The organism is Priestia aryabhattai (assembly GCF_023715685.1).
GTDB classification, from domain to species: Bacteria; Bacillota; Bacilli; order Bacillales; family Bacillaceae_H; genus Priestia; species Priestia aryabhattai_B.
Window position 1 is genome coordinate 343,190 of sequence record NZ_JAMBOQ010000004.1, and the last position, 18,939, is coordinate 362,128.

Sequence of the window (18,939 nt, forward strand, 5' to 3'; positions counted from 1 at the left end):
GAGGAGAAAGTTGCAAAGAATAGAGCGCTTGCTGCACAATAAAGGTACTGGAAAATTGGAGTGATAGAAGTGAAAGAAATACAGGTAGAAGTCATTCAAGGACGAGGCTCTTACCGAGAGCTTGGTAAAATGCAAGGGAAATTACATAAAGGAACAATGCTGTTTGAAAATCATCAAAAAAGAAGAAAACGTTCATTACGAAGCTATCAAACGATAGCAAAAGAAGCTCGTCATTATTACGACTTATTTGCCCCTGGACTATGGGATGAGCTAGTGGGCTTAGCAGAAGGCTTAGATTGGCCTCTTGAAGATGTTATTCATGAGTACAGCGGGTATCAGCAAGAGTGGAAGAAAACGGGATGTTCTGCTCTTATACAGCACGGCGTGTATGTGCGAAATTACGATTATCACCCTAAGACTTACGAAGGACGATTTTTGCTTTTTCAGCCAAATGAAGGATATGCAAGCGTCGGGTTTGGAACGAGAATGATTGGGCGAATGGATGGAATGAATGAAAAAGGATTAGCAATTGGCTATCATTTTGTCAATCGCCGCCGTCAAACGAACGGATTTATTTGCTGTACGCTCGCTCGGTTTATTTTAGAAACATGCGAAACGACAGAAGAAGCTGTTGCTATTTTAGAAAGAGCACCGCACCGTCATGCGTTTAATTATTCCATTTATGACCGCACCGGACAGGGAGCGGTAGTTGAAGCGTCTGGACGAGGCGTTCATGTACAAAGAGGAACGATGATGGGGTGTACAAATCATTTTAATCAGCTAGTCGAAGAAAATCGTCATCATTTAGTAGAGTCAAAGGAAAGGCTCGATCATATTCGAGATCATATTGAAAAAAAGCTATCGCCTCTTGAAGCTTTCTCTTTATTTAATGAAGATGAATACGGTATTTTTAAAGAAGATTATCGGAATTCTGCTGGAACGCTTCATACAGTGGCATATGTACCGGAGACGCTGCAAGTCATTGTGGGAATTGGACGAAAAGCAAAACCTCTCATTTTCTCGTTTGAAGATTGGTTGAAAGGAGAACAATTAACTATAACGAAAATAAAAGGAACGGTAAATACAGACGAACCATTTCCGTTTCAGTAAGGAGCAGCATAATGAGAATTGTAACGAATCAAGAGATGTATCAAGTAGATGATTATATGATGAATACAATTGGGATGAGTGAAGAGTCCCTTATGGAAAATGCCGGGCAAGCTGCTGCAAACGTGCTGAGCGAGCGAATAGAAAAACATGAAAAAATAGGGCTGTTTATAGGAACGGGAAACAACGGAGGAGACGGCTTTGTTATTGCCCGTGCGTTGAAGTCAAAAGGATATGAAGTTGATGTCTCGGTAGTTCCTGCACGGGAAAAAATAAAAGGCGCAGCTAAAAAAGCAATGATCATCTATGAAAATGCTGGATTCACGTGGCAATCCGCAGGAGACAACTTCTCTGTGAAAAAGTATACGGTCATTATTGACTGTCTATTAGGGATAGGGGTAAAAGGCAGCATCAAACCTCCTTACGATGACATTATCAAAGAAATAAAAGATTCTAAGGCTTACATATACAGCATCGATGTCCCAAGTGGAGTAATGGAACAGAAGCAAGGGCTTACGATACGCGCAGATGCTACAATTACGCTTCAGCAGCCCAAAACCACGGCATTTACATACCCGAGCAAAGAAAGCTATGGTGAGTTGATTGTAGTAGATATCGGTATTCCGCCGCTAGCAATTGAAAAAAGTTCATCTCCTAAGGAGGTATGGTCAACTCAGCATATTAAACAATCTTTTCCTATCCGGAATGCTTCCTCCAATAAAGGTACACACGGAAAAGGAATCGTAATAGGAGGTTCACTTCAAACGCCTGGAGCGCCGATGCTAACGTCTAAAGCAGCGCTCACAAGCGGAGCAGGGCTTCTAACTCTTGCGCTTCCGAGTGATATTCATGCGATTGCAGCTGCGCACATGTTAGAAGTGATGTATAAACCATGTCCAAGCAAAGATGGCTTTTTTGCAGGCGAGATTTCTTTAGAAGAAGCGAAGTATGATGCGATTGCAGTTGGACCAGGGCTTGGGAGAACGAAAGAAACGAAGAAAGTCGTCGAACAAGTGCTTCAACAGCCGGTTTCTGTTGTGGTCGACGCGGATGCTCTTTTTCATCTGCCGGATTTGGCGAAAGAAGTAAAAGAAAGAGAACACGCAACGATTTTAACGCCTCACCCGGGGGAAATGGCCAGACTCGTGGACACAACAATCGCAGAAGTAGAAGCGAATCGATTTTCAATATCTAGACAATATGCAGTGGAAAATGGTGTATACCTTGTATTAAAAGGTCCAAACACGATTGTTACAACGCCTGATGGAAAACAATACGTAAATACAACTGGAAACGCAGGACTTGCGAAAGGTGGAACGGGTGACACATTAATAGGGATCATCCTCGCTTTTATTATGCAGCATGATTCTCTTCAAGAGGCAATCAGTAATGCGGTATATGTTCACGGAAAAGCAGCAGATTTGCTACTCGATAGGGTTCATACAACGATAGATATGTTAGCAAGCGACGTAATTTCTGCACTTCCGGCAGTCTTCGGGCAGCTGAGTGAGAAGTAATTTCTAATTTCTGCTATATTATTAAAATTTGTTGACAAAATCCTTCAAAAAGTTGTCAAAACTCTTTGTAAATGATAACGTTACTTTACGTAAGATTTTACATAGAAAGAAAGTGATGTTGTGTACTACTCAATGAGACCAAGAGGCATTCATTTAGCTGTGCCTACACTTTTCTTCTTTATCACAGTCGTGTTATTTGCGATAATGCAGTTTGGTTTTTATTTAGATTCCAGCATTCTTCGTAAAATTTGGGTCATCATTATGGCTTTATTGCCCATTGCTGGACTAATCACGGCTATTAAAGGTAGAAGGGGAAGCGCAAAGCCGTGGTTAATTATAGGAAACGTGGTTCTTATTTTAACCGTTACAATAATGAGCGTACAAGCTATTATTTATTGAACAAAAAACGTGTTCGCCAAACAGGCGGACACGTTTTTATTAGGAAAAAGAAATAATTTTTTTCGTTACATAGACAGCTTCTCCAGCGATTACCACACCATACGTGTTCTCTTTTTTTGTGATTTCTACATGAACAACGCCATCTCTATCCATTTCCTGTCCTTGCTCAATAACAAATTGCCAGCGGTCGTTTTCTTGCTGGTCAACATACGTCGCATAATAGGCGCCCATTACGCCAGACGCTGTTCCAGTTACAGCGTCTTCTACCGTACCTGAAAATGGTGAAGAGAAATGTCTTCCATGCATATGGGCTTCTGAGTGAATCGTTTCAAAACAAAAAGGATGAATAGATGCTTTTGGCATATCTGTTAAAATATGCGGGAAATCTTTTTGATTAGGCTTCATCTTCTTGCAGGCATCTAAATTTTTTAAAGGTACAATAAGCGTCCAATTCCCTGTACTTCCATATACAATAGGAAGTCTTTGATCAAACTCATCAAGATGAAGATTAAGAGCTTTTGCCAGTTTTTCTTTTGATCCTGAAAACGGATGAAACTGTGGAGAAGCTTGAGTCATTGTGATAACAGGTTGTCCGTTCCGGCTCTGTACAGTCATCGGCAAAATTCCAGCATTTGTTTCAACTGTAAATTTAGTTTTTGGAAGTTTGTTTTCACTATGTAAAGCATAAAGGGAAGCAACGGTAGCATGCCCGCACAAATCTGCTTCTTGTTCAGGCGTAAAGTATCGAATTCGTAAATCAGCGCGGGAAGAGTTCATGATAAAAGCAGTTTCATTAAACTGTGCTTGATAAGCAATCTTCTGCATTTCTTCAGCTGAAAAATCATCTCCGTTAAACACAATTCCCGCAGGATTTCCTTTATTAGGGCGCGTGCTGAACGCATCGTATTGATAAACAATCGCTTCTTTCATAGGAATTCCCTCCGTTTTTTATATTATTGTATGAAAGCTCTAACTATTATCATTGAATGATCGGTTATTAAAGTAGTAAAGTAACCGAACGTTATCTAGAGTAAAAAAACAGCAGTTTTTACCTGCTGTTTTTCACCTCACAAAACTATTCTTGCATCACGGCATTTATGCCTTCTTTTCTAACTTCTAGCATGTGAGTAGCTTTTTTATCAATATCTTTAGCTGTATCGGAGGAAATGACGCCTACGCTGCTTAAGTCATAGGCAAGACTTGTAACAAGCAGTTGCTCTCTTTGGGCTAGCGTGCCGTATTGAAGAGCAACGGTTTTAGCGTGAATGCCACTCGTATTTAATTCATCAGTAGAAGAAGTTGCTTCTTTTTTTGCGGCTATTGCTTCTTGATAAAGAGAATCATATCCCCCAGATCCCACTTGCGCAATTAGAAAGTCATAAATGTCATCGGCTGATTTTTTAGAAGGCTGAGAAAAAGCTCTTTGAAATTTATTGCGTGGTAAAAATTCCAATGCTGCCTGTCTTCCGTCTTCATAGATTTTTTCCTGTATTTTTTTATCAGCCTTTTCGTCAACTTTTTTCTGTGCTGCATCTAGCTGTTTACGATATTTTTGAATAATGACTCCGTCTTGCTGATTGTTTCCCTCTTTCAAAGTGGACGCTGCTTTTGGCACGTCTGATGTTGCTAGAGTCTCAGTAGCGTTCTCTGAAGAAGAAAAGAACGTATTTTTGACAAAAATAAGTACAAAAATCAGCAAAATAAACCACAAAAACCTGAATTTCTTAAACAAAATGTTCACCTCTGTATAATATTTCTAATTATGTAAAACAACATGGACCAGTATACAACAATTTTAGTGTTTTTTTACACATTTACCCAAAAATAAGAAAATGGTAAGAGGTGGTTTTATTAATATAATAGATATATATAGGTTCATTGTTATGGTTCTAAAGAAATGATTGATCTATTTGTACTGATTCACATAATCGAATATGTTTTTGCTAATAAGGCTTAGAGTGACAAGGATAAAAAGCGTTCGGACATACGTCACACCTTTTGATAAAGCAACATTTGATCCGACAAAAGAACCCACAACCATCGCAAACCCCATAATTAATCCGTAAGAAAATACAACAGAATCAAAATATAAAAATACAAGCAAAGCACCTAAATTACTGCCGAAATTTAAAAATTTTGCGCTGCCTGCTGACTGCAGGAAATCAAATCCCATAAATAAAAAAGCAAATAAAATAAATGAACCTGTGCCTGCTCCTAAAAATCCGTCGTAAAAACCAATGATAAAAATAAGTGCGGTAAAGAAAATAAGTTTCTTAATAGACAACGGCTTATACGTGGACGTGGTACCCCAGTTTTTTTTGAAAATCGTATAAATAGCGACCAAAACAAGGAGAATTAAAATAACAGGTTTCAAAAAAGCAGAGGACAGAAAATGAACGGTGATTGAACCTCCTAAAGAACCGATAAATACAAAAGGAAACCATTTACCTACGACGCGGAAATCGACTTTTCCGGATTTGACAAATCGAATCGTACTTGTTAATACGCCCATGGTTCCAGCTAATTTATTTGTAGCTAAGGCAGCTGCGGGAGGCAGGCCCAAAAATAAAAGAGCAGGTGTAGAAATTAAACCGCCTCCGCCAACTACGGAGTCAATGAATGCAGCTAAAAAACCAAATAGTAAAAGCAAAAGAACAATCTGTAAACTTAATTCTTCCATAAAGCACCTTCCTCATGTCATAATATATAGTGACTACTTAAATAGTAACTATATAAAAAGCAGTTGTAAATATATAAATGATGAAAATTTCAAATAACTTAACAAACAGGGAGGTTCCCTTTATGGAAAATATTATTCAGCAGCTGCAGTCGCTTGGATTTAATCAGTATGAATCAAAAGTATATGTGACACTTGTCAAAAAAGGATCTTCCACTGCCTATAGCATTAGTAAACATTCAGGTGTGCCAAGAGCGCGTGTATACGATATTTTACAAACACTAGAGGAAAAAGGTATGGTGTTAAAAGAAGAGAGTAATGATGGCACCGAGTACACGCCGCTGCCGGTTGATGCTTTTTTGCATTCGCTGCAAAAAAAATGGAACGAAACGTATGAAGACGTTAGTGAAACGCTTAAACGTTTTGAAGCCGCTGAGTCTATAGCGGAAAGCCGGGTTATGACGATGAAAGGAGAAAAGGCCATTCTTGCTTTTTGTGAGTCGCTGCTGCTAAAAGCAAAAAATAAAATTGTCATCTCGCTTTGGCCTGATATTTACAATGAGTTGAAACCTCTTTTATTACAGCTAAGAGAGAGTGTAACACTAAAAGGAATTGTGTTTGAACAAAGTGAAGTAATGGAGGAATTTGACCGGCACCGCCATACAAGTTATACCGAAAATATTGGGAATCAAAACTGGTTTATTATATCTGTTGACAGCAAAGAAATGATCTATGGTCATAAAGAAATGGCTTACTATACAAATAACGCAGTCAACATTAATTTGCTTGAAAACTATATTTGGCATGATATCCTCGTTAACAGACTTGTAGAAAAAAGTGATCGGGAAATGGACAGGTGGATTGAAAGGGAAAGAGAAAGCTTTTTTGCGTAGAAAAACCCGCTTTATGCGGGTTTTTGTATTAAAAAGTTTGTGCAAGTTTTTTTGCTTCTGCTATTCCTTTTTCTTTAATTTCCTGGGCTTTATCTGGCATTGCGTTATGCCCTTCCACAAAAATGCCGTCTAACGAAGGTACACCAAAGAAATTCATCATAATCCCAATATAACGATGCCCCATTTCCATATCAGCTGCAGGGCCTTCAGAATAAATGCCTCCACGTGCTTGAATATGAAGTGCTTTTTTATCCGTTAATAGCCCAATAGGACCTTCTGCCGTGTATTTAAATGACTTACCCGCTACGGCTACAGAGTCTAAATAAGCTTTCATAACCGGTGGAAACGAAAAGTTCCACATAGGCGTTACAAAAACATATTTGTCCGCTGTTACAAACTGTTCGCTCAATTCTGCAAGGCGATTGACCTTTTCCTGTTCATGAGAAGAGAGTTCTGAGCCAGACTGCAGTTTGCCCCAGCCGCTAAATACATCTGCATCAATGTGAGGGATATTTTCTTTATAAAGGTCAATATGTACAACTTCGTCACTTGCATTGTGCTCTTTGTAAGCATCGATAAACGCTTTTCCGGTTGCCATACTGAACGATTGAGACTCATCGTGAGGATGAGCTGTAATATAAAGTACTTTTGCCACGTCTTATCATCTCTTTCTTGTTTGGAATAATGTACTGTCTTATCGTTATCACTCGTATAAAAAACTATACGCTCTTTGTCAGGTAAGCTGAAAAAGAGCGCAAGAAAAGGATTTTTATATAGAAAATAATGGTATAATGAATGTTTGAATATTTACATAACAAATATGTATACAAAACAGAGAGTAACTAAGAGGTGTGAACATGAAAGAAAAATGGATAATCGTCACGGGTGCAGGTTCAGGAATTGGCAAAGAAATTGTAAAAGAATCTGTGTTAAAGTCCTATTCAGTTATTGCTTGTGATATTAATGGTGGAGCTTTGAGACAACTAGCTGAAGATACAAAAGGCCATATTGAAACGTATGTAGTAGATGTTAAAAAAGGGGAGGACGTAAAAGATCTTTTTTATCAAATAAAAGATAAAAATTTGTATGGATTAGTTAATAATGCAGGCGTGTATTTAGGAAAAAATTTATTGGATTATGAAGAAAAAGAAATAGATTTTGTGATGGATATTAATATTAAAGGATATATTTATTTTTCCAAATACTTTGGCGAATTACTAATGGAAAAAGAAACAGAAGGAGCGATTATTAATATATCGTCCGTGTCAGGAATAGAAGGAAGCTCCGATGCTATATATGGAATGTCTAAAGCAGCGATATTAGGATTAACCAAAAGCTGTGCGATGAATTTTTCTCCTTATATTCGGGTGAATGCCGTAGCACCTACAATGGTAAATACCGATATGATGAAAAGTATTCCAGATTGGCGCAAAAATGAATACATCGCTCATCAGCTGATTCCAAGCTTTGTTACGCCTCAAGACGTGGCAGATACGGTTCTTTTTTTACTGAGCCCTCAAGCAAAACATTATACAGGAGCCACCTTTGATCTAAATAGCGGATGTTATTTACGCTGAATACTCTTTCAAAAGAGATTGAGACATAACTAAATCACTCCAATCTAAAGACGAACAAATTGGAAAATGATATAGTATGAATCACTTGTTACACCGTTGTTGATTTCCGTGCAAGACTTCGCTTTCCGTGGGCGGCCGATGAGCCTCCTTGTCGCTTACGCTCCTGCGGGGTCTCACCTATTCCGCTTTTCCCGCAGGAGTCTTCGCCTTGTCCTCCAATCAACAGCTAGAAGCACCTACATACATGAAACCTACGTTCAACATACCAATGAAAAAATCCGAACGAGTTTGATTCTTAATCAAGAATCTCGATTCATCGTTCGGATTTTCCTTCAACTAAAATACTTTTGTCCTAGCCTCTTTTTTGTTTTCTTAAGAATTCTTAAGAAATTTAATTAAAGTTTCTTTAGTTTTTTTTTCTATTCTAGAAAGAAAGAATAGAAAGAAGGAATAGAAAATGAATCTTGCTTTTATGTATCAATATTTTCATCAGCCGCGAACAGTAGGAGCACTTTTGCCAAGCTCTACGCACTTAGCGAAAAAAATGGTAAAAGGGATTGATTTTGAACATGCAGCCTGTATAGTAGAGTACGGGCCAGGAACCGGGGTTTTTACCCGTGAATTAATAAGAAGACGAAGCGCTCAGACAACTTTGCTTCTTATCGAATACAATCGGCATTTTTACGAAAAGGTAAAGGACCAAGTAAAACATGAAAAAAATGTGTACGTGATAAACGGCTCAGCTGAAAATATTCAAAAGTACTTGAGACAGTATGATATTACAAAAGTAGATTACGTATTATCAGGTCTTCCTTTTGCTTCTTTAGCATCTAAAGTGTCAGACTGTATTTTGCAAAACACGCGTAGCGTATTAGCGGATGAAGGAAAATTTATTACGTTTCAGTATACGAATTTAAAAAAAGAGTTGATTCGCACGTTTTTCCCACAGATTAAAGTAGAAAAAGAGTGGAGAAATGTTCCTCCCGCATACATTTTCACATGCGCAAAGAATGAGATATAAGGAGTTTATAAATGAAAGACAGAATTTTAATTATAGATGACGATGAGCACATTCGTAACTTAATTGCTATTTACTTAGAAAATGAAGGATTTGAAACGCTGAAAGTTTCTAATGCTGTATCTGGCTTAGCGCTTTTAGAAGAACAAGAGGTAGATTTAATTATATTAGATATTATGATGCCGCAGGTGAATGGAATTGATGCTGCTTTTAAAATACGTGAGGAAAAAAACATGCCCATTATTATGCTGTCAGCTAAGTCAGAAGATATGGACAAGATTTCCGGCTTAACAGCAGGCGCAGATGATTACTTAACAAAACCATTTAATCCTCTCGAACTCATAGCACGAGTTAAATCACAAATTAGACGCTATAAAAAATACAATGAACGTGCTGAGCGTGAAATTATTCAAATTGGCGATTTGGAAATTAACCGCAGTACCCGCCTTGTCTTTGTGCGCAACCAAGAGATTCGCTTAACACCAAAAGAGTTTGATATTTTAGAGCTGCTGGCACGTAACAAAGGAACGGTGATGAGTATGGGAAAAATATATGAAGCCGTGTGGCAAGAAGATGCGTTTAAATCGGATAATACGGTAATGGTTCATATCACAAAGATTCGGGAAAAAATTGAGGATAACCCGAAAAAGCCCATTCATATTAAAACAATATGGGGCGTAGGATACAGAATATGAGGAGAATAAGCGTAAAGCTTCTTTTCGCTGTAATTATAAGTTTTTTGGTCACCAATTTAACTTTTATTTTAATTGCTAGGCTTGTTTTGAGCAGGTATATACAAGAAGAGAAAATGAATGTTTCCGCATATAATTTATTGGCGTTTGGGCTTATTTTTGTTGCTGTTGTGGTCTTTGTTTTTGTTTTTTTAGTACTTATTCGTTTCCCTATTCGTTATCTTAAGGAAATCTCTGAACAAGTTCAAAAAATTTCAAATGGAGATTTAGGCGCAACCATCCATGTAAGAGGAAAAGATGAACTAGCTGAATTAAGCCAAAACATTAACAAAATGTCTGCACAGCTTCGTACAAAATTTGATCGTGAACGAGAAATCGAGCAAGTGAAAAATGAGCTAATATCTAGTGTGTCTCACGATCTGCGTACGCCGTTAACCTCCATTGTGGGGTACCTCGATTTAATAAAAAAAAGAGAAAATTTGGATGAGGAAACATTAGATAGCTATTTATATATTGTTAATTCAAAAGCAAATTATTTAACGGATTTAATAGAGGAATTGTTTGACTATACAAAATTAACGAGTCCTGATCTTCAGCTTCAACGAAATGAGGTGGGTATGAAACGTTTGCTTCAGCAGGTAATAGGAGAGTACGAGCCGATTTTAAAAAGAGAAGGTATTGACGTTCAGACTAACTTTGCTTGTGAATGGAATGTATTTATTGATGTAGAAAAAATGGTAAGAGTATTTCAAAACTTGCTCGAAAATGTCAAAAAGTACAGCAGAAAGCCTTCCATATTAGAGGTGAATCAGGAAATTTACGAAGATTCGTTAGTTATTTCCTTTACAAACAGCATTAACATCAGTGAAAAAATTGAGATGGAAAAGTTGTTTGATCGATTTTATCGAGCAGATGAATCAAGAACGGACGCGAATGGTTCAGGTTTAGGACTGGCTATTGCAAAACAAATCATTCAGCTTCATCAAGGAGATATACGAGCAGAGCGTCAGCATAATAAGCTCACTTTTTTTATAAAACTGCCGTTAAAACAAGAAAGCCTTGAGAATCACATGTAAAGATTCTTAAGGCTTTTTGCTACTATTTTGATACCGTGCTCAAATTCTGCAAGCGTCGCATAAGAAAAGGAAATTCTGATATGCTGTGCCGTTTTATGATCATATAATGTGCCTGGATTTAAAAGAACTCCTTCGTCGAGACAGTGCTTAAATAACTTCCGCATCGAAACAGGCTTATGTAACGTAAGCCAAAAATAAAAACCTCCGCTCGGAGCATTCCACGTAGCGAGACTCTTCAAATGCTTCTCTAAAATAGCCTGTGTTTGCTGAGATTTTTCTTTTAATTTATAGCGTACGCTGGCAACGTGCTTGTCATAGATTCCTATCTTAAGAGCTTCAGCAGCTGCCCATTGAGACAAAGAACTGGCTCCGTAGTCAACTTGCATTTTAAGGTCGGCCAATCGCTCAATTACATGTTCAGGCCCGACAATCCATCCAATTCGAAATCCTGGACTGAATGTTTTAGAGAACGTTCCTAAATAAAGAACCATTCCATTTTTATCCCGAGCTTTTAATGAAAGCGGAGGCGGTGAATGGAACCAAAGCTCTCCGTAAGCATCATCTTCAATAATAGGCAAATGCATCATTTCACACTGTTGAAGCAGCTCTTGACGCCTTTGTGCGCTCATCATCACATTGGTGGGGTTATGAAAGTTCGGTATCGTATATAAAACTGTGCCTTTTTCTTTTTCATGCTGGTCTTTTAATGAAGATAATTGAATTCCTTCTTTGTCTAATGAAACGCCCGTTATTTTCATTTGTGCGGACTGAAACAATGGCAGAGAATAAAGATAAGAAGGCTTTTCAGCTAAAATATTGGCACCTGGAGGCAGCAGGCCAATTGAAATTAATTGAAGCGCTTGAAGAGAGCCAGATACAATTAAAATAGATGAAGGAGACGTTTCAATTCCCCGTTTTTTTAAATGCTTCGCTAACTCTTGTCGCAGTTCATCGTTGCCTTTTGGGTGCTCGTAGCCCAAGTGTACGCTTCTGTGTTTAATTTCGCTAAACAGCCCAGAAAGCTGATCAGAAGGAAGAAGGTCAGGTGCTAACTCTCCAGTTCCTAAACGAATAATGCCCGGTTGAAATTCAGCTTCGTTAATATGGCGGATAGTCGGAGAATTTGGTTGGTATATTCCTGCTTCTACATAAGAATTCCAGTTCATGTGAGAAGTTGATGCTAGTAAGCTCCACGTATTGTTAATGACCTTGGTTCCGGCGCCTTTGTTTCCACTGAGCAGTCCTTCAGCAATTAAGTTTTCGGTTGCTGTCACCACCGTGCTTCTATTTACAGAAAAGGCAGCAGCTAGCTGGCGCTGCGAAGGAATTTTAGTTCCAATAGGCCACTCTCCATTTATAATTTTCTCTTTCATATATTCTTGAATTTGTTTGTGCACTGGCTTTTTATTAGCCGGATCTGGAATCCAGTTCATGTGATACCACCTTTTTGTAATTTGGTTGGTATTATAAATCAAAACTTGGATGGAGACAACAGGGTATGTCAATTGTAAGATGAAAGAGAAAGGAGAGAGTAACATGTTTACAGTGGTTATGCATGCTTTGTTGTTAGCGTTCGGTTTGATTTTACCTTTAGGGGTACAAAATGTGTTTGTTTTTAATCAAGGAGCAAATCAACGAACGTTTAAACAGGCGCTTCCCGTGGTGGTGACGGCTTCTGTTTGTGATACGATTTTAATTGTAGTAGCAGTGTTGGGAGTTTCGGCAGTAGTTGCTGCTTTTTCATTTTTTCAAACGCTTATTTTTGGAATAGGTCTTCTTTTTTTAGCGTATATGGGCTTTGTGACGTGGAAGAGCGAACCTTCGAAAACGTCATTAAAGGAAGGAATGACGGTAAAAGCGCAAATTCTATTTGCTGCTTCTGTATCTCTGCTAAACCCCCACGCGCTGATGGATATTATGGGCGTAATCGGAACAAATTCTCTACTGTACAGCGGAAAGGAAAAATGGATTTTTACGCTGGTTACGATATCCGTTTCATGGATATGGTTTTTATCCTTAGCTTTGGCAGGAAAAGCGGTAGGGAAAATGGATTCAAATGGGACAATAATGATTTGGATAAATAAGGTTTCTGCATGTATGATTTGGGGTGTGGCTTTTTACATGGCGAAAAGTATTTTTTTTCAGTAAAATAGATGCTAAAAGGAAAGTTATGTAATATAAAAAAGTACTTTGTTTCTAGAAAGCGAGGGTAAGAGATGATTCAAGGAATTAATCATATGTGCTTTTCGGTGTCAAATTTAAAACGGTCCATCACATTTTATCATAAAGTGTTAGGAGCGGAACTTTTAGTGAAAGGAAAATCCACCGCTTACTTTAGTCTGAATGGATTGTGGCTGGCGTTAAACGAGGAAAAAAATATCCCTAGATCAGAAATTCAGTATTCGTATACTCATTTAGCGTTTTCTATTTCCATTGAAAGCTTTGATGAAGCAAAAGAACTGTTAAAACAGCATAATGTAACCATCTTACCGGAAAGAAATCGTGACGAGAGAGACGGAAAATCTATTTATTTTACGGATCCTGACGGTCATAAATTTGAATTTCATACCGGTACGCTCCAAGACTGCTTAACATATTACCAAGAAGCCAAACCTCATATGAAATTTTATTCGCTAGAAGAGTAATACCAAAATAGTTATATAAGGTTACAATTCTATTACATTCGCATTCTTCTCTCAGTTATCATTAAACAAAAGATGCTGTTGTGATATAATGGAAAAAAAGTGAGGAGGAGGAAGAATGTATACCGCAAAACAGGTGAAATTTGGTTCGCATATTGTGATAGGCGTACTTTTTGGCATACTAGCTGCGATGTTAATCGGAACTTTTTATCAAAATGTACCTGGTGTATTACCGTACGGTATGATTAGCGGACTTGCAGTAGGACTAGTGGCAGATACATATTATACAATTAAAACAAAAATAAAGGTTATCTAATATAGAGAGTAAGAAAAAGCAGTGAAGCTATAGCTTCACTGCTTTTTTCTATTTCAAAATTATATCACTCAAAAAGCACTACATCGAATCCGTTTCTGCGGTAACAGGTTAGAAGCGTATACAGTTCTGCACGGTGATGGTATAAATGAGACTGAATTTCAAGCAGCCATTCAAAGCGTGTATAAGTGCATCCCCAATAGGATGTTTGTAGTGAAAATAGCTTCTGTTCGTCAAAAGAAGAGTAGGCCGCTTTTAGCTGATTGAATCCATCTCTTAAAGCTGTTTTGAGTTCAAGCTTTGTATAAGCTGGATGCTGCAGATAAAACTCATTCATTTTATCTGCAGAGTGACCTAAGGAAATATGATAGTCTGCAGTACAAATGAGACATAAGTGCTGCAGCAGTTCTTGAATAGACCGCTTGTGAGGGAGGGGACGATAAGTAAGCTCTTCTTCTGTAACGTCATCAATGATTGCGGCTAGAGAATGGATGTTGACGTGTATTTGATTAAACACCATCTCACAGTAAGAATTCATGTATTCACACCCTTTTCATTTGAATAAATACCGCATTTTTTGATCGAGCCAGTACTCTGATTTTTCATTGTTATCGAGCTTAATATAGCAATCGACAATTTCATCATAAATGAATTCCTTTTCTTCTACTAAATCAATAAATTTAATGAGTAATTAAAAAATATCTAATGTTCTAGTAATATCCATTATACTGTAAAATCATAGTGAGAAATAAGGGAGATTGCCCAAAAACAGTAAAAAGAAAACGTTATCAATTTCGGGAAAAGAAGGAAGGAGACGAATTATGAATTTTAAAGACGAAAATGCGTTAGACTTAGAGTGGGTTATGCTCATAATGGAAGCAAAACAAACAGGCATAAGCATCGAGGAAGTTAGACAATTTTTACAAAGTATTAGTTCAAATTCTTAGCCCATACAATAGTAAGGGAATAAAGAATTCAACAAGCATAGATAACCTTTATAGCGAGTTTCAAGCTATGTCCACTAGATGTATAATCATCCCTTTACGGTAAGAACGTTTATTTATAATGCACGGTAAAGTGAAATTATGGTATTATTATCGATAAGTAAGCATCAGTAAGGGTGATTAAAATGACAATTGGCCAACGTATTCGAGATCTTAGAATGAAACAGGGAATATCGCTAACAGAACTTGCAAACCGAGCGGGTGTTGCTAAATCGTACATATCTTCAGTAGAAAGAGGAATTCAGCTCAACCCATCTATTCAATTTCTAAATAAAATTTCTACTTCATTGAACGTGAGTATTGATAGATTGATTCATGAGCCGATGGATAAAGCTGAATCGTTGGATATTGATAATGAGTGGCTTGAGTTAGCAAAAGAAGCGGCGGAGTCAGGAATAAGCAAAGAGCAGTTTAAACAATTTCTTGAATTTCAAAAATGGCAGCGGGCAAAGCAAGATTAACTTCGCGGAATATACATAAAAGAGAACTTACATAGAACAACTGCTAAAAGAAAATCATGATTGCAAAAAAGAGATTCCATCTATCTATGGAATCTTTTTTTTGTAGACTTAAGAAGAAATAAAATGGGATTGGAATTCTTTTTCTCGCTGAAACTGAATGCGTTCAAGAGTTATTAATTTTGGCTTTCTTTTCTTTTCAAACTGTCTCAATGTTTCTGAAATATCTTTGTTTTGATAAAAAACTTGATGCAGTAAGTCAGAGAGTAAGTCAGCATCTTTTAATGACTCATTTAATCCAAAAGCGCCAGTAGGAGTCATCGTATGAGCAGCATCGCCTAACAATAACAGGTGATTCTTTGACCATACTTCGCTTATGCTGCTTTGCACAGAAAGAAGTGTAAAGTCTAACCACGATTTAATAAACCTTTCTATTGAAAGGTTTAAGCTAGGGAAAGCGTCTATTAAACGCTGAATAAACGGTTTAAATGATTGTTTTCGAAGAGCAGGGTAACTGCCTTTCTCAATATTCCATCCAATTTGAACAAAGCCTTTTGCTTGAGAAAAAAGCGCCACCTGCTGTTGCTTCACAAGTGCAAATTTAATAGAAGGATCCCAATTGGCAGGAGCAGGAATTTTCGCCCAAAGCAAATCGTATCCATGATTGTGGATATTGTTTTTTATATGCGCAAGTTTGCGAACAGTTGAATATCGACCATCTGCTCCAATAATGATTTTACTTTCAACCATTATTTCAATCCGGCCTTTTTGCTGAGCTTTTATTCCAGTATATTGTCCTTCCTCATTCTGTATCAACTCCGTTACTTTTGTGCCTAGCATAAGTTTGTAGGAGGGATGGGTACTTGCTTGGTTATTTATAGACTGAAGAAGATGCTGCTGTGGAACATGAATTCCTGCATGTCCATTTTCAGATTCTATCATTTTGAATATATTTCCATCTTTCCAGTATTCAACTCTAGACATTCGAAGGAGGCCTAAGCTTTCAATTCTTTCAAATATATGATGTTTCTTAAGAATCATTTCTCCATCTTCATTTAAATGTTCGCCTCGAAATTCTTTTCCGAGCTTATCAGATCTCTCTATAAGTATAGTTGATATATTTTGTTTAGCCAGTAGATAGGCCAGTAGAGCACCGCCTGGTCCGGCTCCTATTATACACACATCTGTTTGATAGTTCATTTTCTTCCCCTTGTTTGTTATATGCAATTAAGTTACTTTTGGTAAGTATATTAACTTTTATAAATGTTAATGTCAACTTTTTTATAGCTTTTCTTTATCTATAGAATTCGCTCTTTAGTTGAAATACAGATAAGGTTTTACATATTCAAAGTCAAAGATTAAGTTTTATGGTAAACTAAAATACACGAATTATTTTGAATAATTTGTATAAAAAGGTGAAACTTCAAAATTGTTGAGAAAAAGCACAGTTGGAAAGCTGCGGGATTTTTAGCAAGAAGAGTATCTATTGTATAGAGAGCGTCTCTGGAAATTCTAGCAAACTCCAATTTCGACTGGGGGATGATTATGAAAAAAATAGAACATTATATTCAAACATTGGGTAACAGTGCAGATTTACTAACAAAAAGACAGACAAGCATTTACTTCGAAAAACTTTCAAATACCTTTCCTTTTTTAACGATCATGCAAATTAATTGGAGAAAAGTATTAATTAAAAAGTCCACTCGGCATATTGAAGAAATCAAAAAATGGCTTCAAGAGATGAATATAAAAGAACATCAAGTTGTTTTATTCTGGAAACGAGCGACTAAAGCTGTAAGCGTCGATTTAGCTCAGGCTTTACTGTTTTTTCAACAAACTGCTGATCTTACAGAAGAAGCTTTTATTTACTGTCCGTCTGTTGACTATGTAATTGAGTATTTTAAAGACGGTAAAATGATGATTGGTTTAGCAGCACGTTAATTAAAAGGAAAAAAGCTGAGGGAGGAGGCGAATTAGAACTTCTTCACTCAGCTTTTTATGCATATAAAATCTAAAAAATACGAAACATAACGTTATTTACAACATAAATTACCTTCTCTTTATAATTAGTGGGAAAAGTATTGACATTTTCCATAAAACAAATATAATTAACATTAATCATATTGTTAATTGTAAAAAGAGCGATCAGGAGAAATGATGAATGTCGAACAAAAAAGCAATGACGAATCAAAAGAAAAAAGAATACCCTAAACCTTATGGCTATACGTCAGATATTGCTGTATTTACGATTGTGACGGAAGAAAAAGAACCATACAAACCACCTAAAATGAGTTTGAAATTAATGCTTATCCAACGAGCAATGGTAAACGCAGAGGGAGAAAAGAACAGCGAAGCAGGAAAGTGGGCGCTTCCCGGCGGATTTGTCCAGCCTGATGAATCAGCTTTTGAAGCGGCTAAAAGAGAGCTGGAAGAAGAAACTGGCGTAAAAGATATTCATTTAAAACACTATGGTGTCTATGATGAGCCCGGCAGAGACGATAGAGGATGGGTCATTACAAACGCACATTATGCAATCGTTCCAGAAGATAGTCTAATAAAGCGAAAAGCGAATGATGATGCTGCTCGAGTTGAATTATTTAAAATAGATGAAATCTTTTCATTGCCTTTAGCTTTTGATCATGAAATGATCATTCGAGATGCAATCAAGGAAATTAAGAAAGATTTATTGCAAACGACCATTGCTCAGAAGTTTCTGCCTTCTCAGTTTACATACTCTGAGCTGCAGGCTGTGCTGCTTACCGTAACGGATGATGCAGCGATTAAAAGTGATCAGGCCTTTGCGCGGAAAATAAGAATGCTGCCATTTATTGAAGAAGTAGATGGAAAAACAACGACGAGAACGTCTAAAAAACCAACAAAACTCTACCGGTTTGTTGAGATGAATGTGATGAAGCCAATCTATACAGCACGTTATTAAAAGAAAAACTGCCAATTCAAATAATTAACAATATGTTAACTGTTAATTTTTACTTATGAGGGGGAAACATAATGAAAAAAGCACTGATTAACATCGATTATACAAATGATTTTGTAGCTGAAAACGGAGCTTTGACATGCGGAGAACCAGGGCGACAAATTGAAACGTCCATAAGCGATATCACGCGTCAATTTATTAAGCAAGACGAGTATGTCGTGTTTGCCCTTGATTTTCATAAAGAAAATGATTCTTTACATCCAGAATCAGGGCTGTTTCCGCCTCATAATATTGAAGGTTCTGCAGGAAGAGAGCTATACGGAAAGTTAAATGATCTGTATAACGTGTATCAATCAAAGGCAAATGTAGAAGTGATCGATAAAACGAGATACAGCGCATTTGCTGGAACGGATCTGGAGATTAAACTGCGAGAAAGACAAATTACCGATGTCTACTTAGCAGGTGTATGTACGGATATCTGTGTACTTCATACAGCAGTAGATGCCTATAATAAAGGATTTACTATTTATATTTATGAAAAAGCTGTAGCGAGCTTTAATCAAAAAGGTCATGAGTGGGCGCTTGAACATTTTAAATCTTGCCTCGGAGCAGAAATTATTTAAGGACATAA

General features: G+C 37.2%; 24 protein-coding genes. 16 read left to right on the forward strand and 8 right to left on the reverse strand.

Annotated elements, in window-relative coordinates:
* Nucleotides 1-69 precede the first annotated feature (69 nt).
* The 3 genes from M3225_RS20330 to M3225_RS20340 all read left to right on the forward strand — a co-directional run bounded on the left by M3225_RS20330 (nt 70) and on the right by M3225_RS20340 (nt 3,023).
* Entirely contained in the window at nt 70-1,110 is a 1,041-nt protein-coding gene (locus M3225_RS20330) for a C45 family autoproteolytic acyltransferase/hydolase (RefSeq protein WP_251396628.1), read from the forward strand.
* A gap of 11 nt (nt 1,111-1,121) precedes the next feature.
* A complete protein-coding gene (locus M3225_RS20335; RefSeq protein WP_251396629.1) occupies nt 1,122-2,624 on the forward strand; it encodes an NAD(P)H-hydrate dehydratase in 1,503 nt (500 codons plus the stop codon).
* 120 nt (nt 2,625-2,744) lie between these two features.
* Nucleotides 2,745-3,023: a hypothetical protein gene (locus M3225_RS20340; protein ID WP_251396630.1), complete on the forward strand. Its 279-nt coding sequence runs from the start codon at nt 2,745-2,747 to the stop codon at nt 3,021-3,023.
* 39 nt (nt 3,024-3,062) lie between these two features.
* On the opposite strand, the gene M3225_RS20345 is transcribed toward M3225_RS20340, so the two are convergent.
* The 3 genes from M3225_RS20345 to M3225_RS20355 form a co-directional block, all read right to left on the reverse strand.
* On the reverse strand, nt 3,063-3,953 hold the full coding sequence (locus M3225_RS20345) for a PhzF family phenazine biosynthesis isomerase (protein WP_251396631.1): 891 nt from the start codon (nt 3,951-3,953) through the stop codon (nt 3,063-3,065).
* 145 nt (nt 3,954-4,098) lie between these two features.
* Nucleotides 4,099-4,764, reverse strand: a complete 666-nt coding sequence (locus M3225_RS20350; RefSeq protein WP_251396632.1) for a hypothetical protein — start codon at nt 4,762-4,764, stop codon at nt 4,099-4,101.
* Between the two features lie 165 nt (nt 4,765-4,929).
* Complete coding sequence (locus tag M3225_RS20355) at nt 4,930-5,703, reverse strand: sulfite exporter TauE/SafE family protein (protein ID WP_251396633.1); 774 nt, start codon at nt 5,701-5,703, stop codon at nt 4,930-4,932.
* Nucleotides 5,704-5,825: 122 nt separating this feature from the next.
* On the opposite strand from M3225_RS20355, the gene M3225_RS20360 reads away from it, so the two are divergent.
* Nucleotides 5,826-6,593, forward strand: coding sequence for a TrmB family transcriptional regulator (locus tag M3225_RS20360; RefSeq protein WP_251396634.1), 768 nt, complete (start codon nt 5,826-5,828; stop codon nt 6,591-6,593).
* Nucleotides 6,594-6,621: 28 nt separating this feature from the next.
* Here the strand turns inward: M3225_RS20360 and M3225_RS20365 are convergent, their stop codons facing one another.
* Nucleotides 6,622-7,248 carry an FMN-dependent NADH-azoreductase gene (locus tag M3225_RS20365; protein ID WP_251396635.1) on the reverse strand — a complete coding sequence of 209 codons (627 nt, stop codon included), beginning with the start codon at nt 7,246-7,248 and terminating at the stop codon, nt 6,622-6,624.
* Nucleotides 7,249-7,450: 202 nt separating this feature from the next.
* On the opposite strand from M3225_RS20365, the gene M3225_RS20370 reads away from it, so the two are divergent.
* Nucleotides 7,451-8,170 (forward strand): SDR family NAD(P)-dependent oxidoreductase, encoded by a 720-nt coding sequence (locus M3225_RS20370; RefSeq protein ID WP_251396638.1) that lies wholly within the window; start codon nt 7,451-7,453, stop codon nt 8,168-8,170.
* An 88-nt stretch (nt 8,171-8,258) separates the two neighbouring features.
* On the opposite strand, the gene M3225_RS29665 is transcribed toward M3225_RS20370, so the two are convergent.
* Nucleotides 8,259-8,393 (reverse strand): hypothetical protein, encoded by a 135-nt coding sequence (locus M3225_RS29665; RefSeq protein ID WP_285885794.1) that lies wholly within the window; start codon nt 8,391-8,393, stop codon nt 8,259-8,261.
* Nucleotides 8,394-8,627: 234 nt separating this feature from the next.
* Here M3225_RS29665 and M3225_RS20375 point away from each other — a divergent pair, with 234 nt between their 5' ends.
* The 3 genes from M3225_RS20375 (at nt 8,628) to M3225_RS20385 (ending at nt 10,956) form a co-directional block, all read left to right on the forward strand.
* Nucleotides 8,628-9,191, forward strand: a complete 564-nt coding sequence (locus M3225_RS20375) for a class I SAM-dependent methyltransferase (protein WP_251396640.1) — start codon at nt 8,628-8,630, stop codon at nt 9,189-9,191.
* Nucleotides 9,192-9,202: 11 nt separating this feature from the next.
* Nucleotides 9,203-9,883, forward strand: a complete 681-nt coding sequence (locus tag M3225_RS20380; protein WP_251396643.1) for a response regulator transcription factor — start codon at nt 9,203-9,205, stop codon at nt 9,881-9,883.
* A gap of 113 nt (nt 9,884-9,996) precedes the next feature.
* Complete coding sequence (locus M3225_RS20385; RefSeq protein ID WP_251396645.1) at nt 9,997-10,956, forward strand: HAMP domain-containing sensor histidine kinase; 960 nt, start codon at nt 9,997-9,999, stop codon at nt 10,954-10,956.
* On the opposite strand, the gene M3225_RS20390 is transcribed toward M3225_RS20385, so the two are convergent.
* A complete protein-coding gene (locus tag M3225_RS20390; protein ID WP_251396647.1) occupies nt 10,947-12,389 on the reverse strand; it encodes an aminotransferase-like domain-containing protein in 1,443 nt (480 codons plus the stop codon). The genes M3225_RS20385 and M3225_RS20390 overlap by 10 nt on opposite strands.
* Nucleotides 12,390-12,492: 103 nt before the next feature.
* On the opposite strand from M3225_RS20390, the gene M3225_RS20395 reads away from it, so the two are divergent.
* The 3 genes from M3225_RS20395 to M3225_RS20405 all read left to right on the forward strand — a co-directional run bounded on the left by M3225_RS20395 (nt 12,493) and on the right by M3225_RS20405 (nt 13,914).
* On the forward strand, nt 12,493-13,104 hold the full coding sequence (locus tag M3225_RS20395; protein WP_251396649.1) for a LysE/ArgO family amino acid transporter: 612 nt from the start codon (nt 12,493-12,495) through the stop codon (nt 13,102-13,104).
* Nucleotides 13,105-13,172: 68 nt separating this feature from the next.
* Nucleotides 13,173-13,601 (forward strand): metallothiol transferase FosB, encoded by a 429-nt coding sequence (gene fosB / locus M3225_RS20400; protein WP_251396651.1) that lies wholly within the window; start codon nt 13,173-13,175, stop codon nt 13,599-13,601.
* A gap of 115 nt (nt 13,602-13,716) precedes the next feature.
* A complete protein-coding gene (locus M3225_RS20405; protein ID WP_098979922.1) occupies nt 13,717-13,914 on the forward strand; it encodes a hypothetical protein in 198 nt (65 codons plus the stop codon).
* Nucleotides 13,915-13,978: 64 nt separating this feature from the next.
* Here M3225_RS20405 and M3225_RS20410 read toward each other — a convergent pair whose 3' ends face one another.
* Complete coding sequence (locus M3225_RS20410) at nt 13,979-14,449, reverse strand: DinB family protein (RefSeq protein WP_251396653.1); 471 nt, start codon at nt 14,447-14,449, stop codon at nt 13,979-13,981.
* A 283-nt stretch (nt 14,450-14,732) separates the two neighbouring features.
* Between M3225_RS20410 and M3225_RS20415 the strand changes: the two genes are divergently transcribed.
* Both M3225_RS20415 and M3225_RS20420 read left to right on the forward strand, forming a co-directional pair.
* The gene (locus tag M3225_RS20415) at nt 14,733-14,858 is read left to right on the forward strand and encodes an anti-repressor SinI family protein (RefSeq protein ID WP_013056900.1); all 126 of its coding nucleotides are present in this window, start codon (nt 14,733-14,735) and stop codon (nt 14,856-14,858) included.
* Nucleotides 14,859-15,040: 182 nt separating this feature from the next.
* The gene (locus M3225_RS20420; RefSeq protein WP_028413477.1) at nt 15,041-15,376 is read left to right on the forward strand and encodes a helix-turn-helix domain-containing protein; all 336 of its coding nucleotides are present in this window, start codon (nt 15,041-15,043) and stop codon (nt 15,374-15,376) included.
* 108 nt (nt 15,377-15,484) lie between these two features.
* Here M3225_RS20420 and M3225_RS20425 read toward each other — a convergent pair whose 3' ends face one another.
* A complete protein-coding gene (locus M3225_RS20425; protein WP_251396656.1) occupies nt 15,485-16,573 on the reverse strand; it encodes an FAD-dependent monooxygenase in 1,089 nt (362 codons plus the stop codon).
* Between the two features lie 345 nt (nt 16,574-16,918).
* On the opposite strand from M3225_RS20425, the gene M3225_RS20430 reads away from it, so the two are divergent.
* From M3225_RS20430 to M3225_RS20440, 3 genes are all read left to right on the forward strand, one after another.
* Entirely contained in the window at nt 16,919-17,314 is a 396-nt protein-coding gene (locus M3225_RS20430) for a CDI toxin immunity protein (protein ID WP_251396657.1), read from the forward strand.
* A gap of 220 nt (nt 17,315-17,534) precedes the next feature.
* Entirely contained in the window at nt 17,535-18,311 is a 777-nt protein-coding gene (locus tag M3225_RS20435) for an NUDIX domain-containing protein (protein WP_251396658.1), read from the forward strand.
* Between the two features lie 71 nt (nt 18,312-18,382).
* Nucleotides 18,383-18,931 (forward strand): cysteine hydrolase family protein, encoded by a 549-nt coding sequence (locus M3225_RS20440; protein WP_251396659.1) that lies wholly within the window; start codon nt 18,383-18,385, stop codon nt 18,929-18,931.
* Nucleotides 18,932-18,939: the final 8 nt, after the last annotated feature.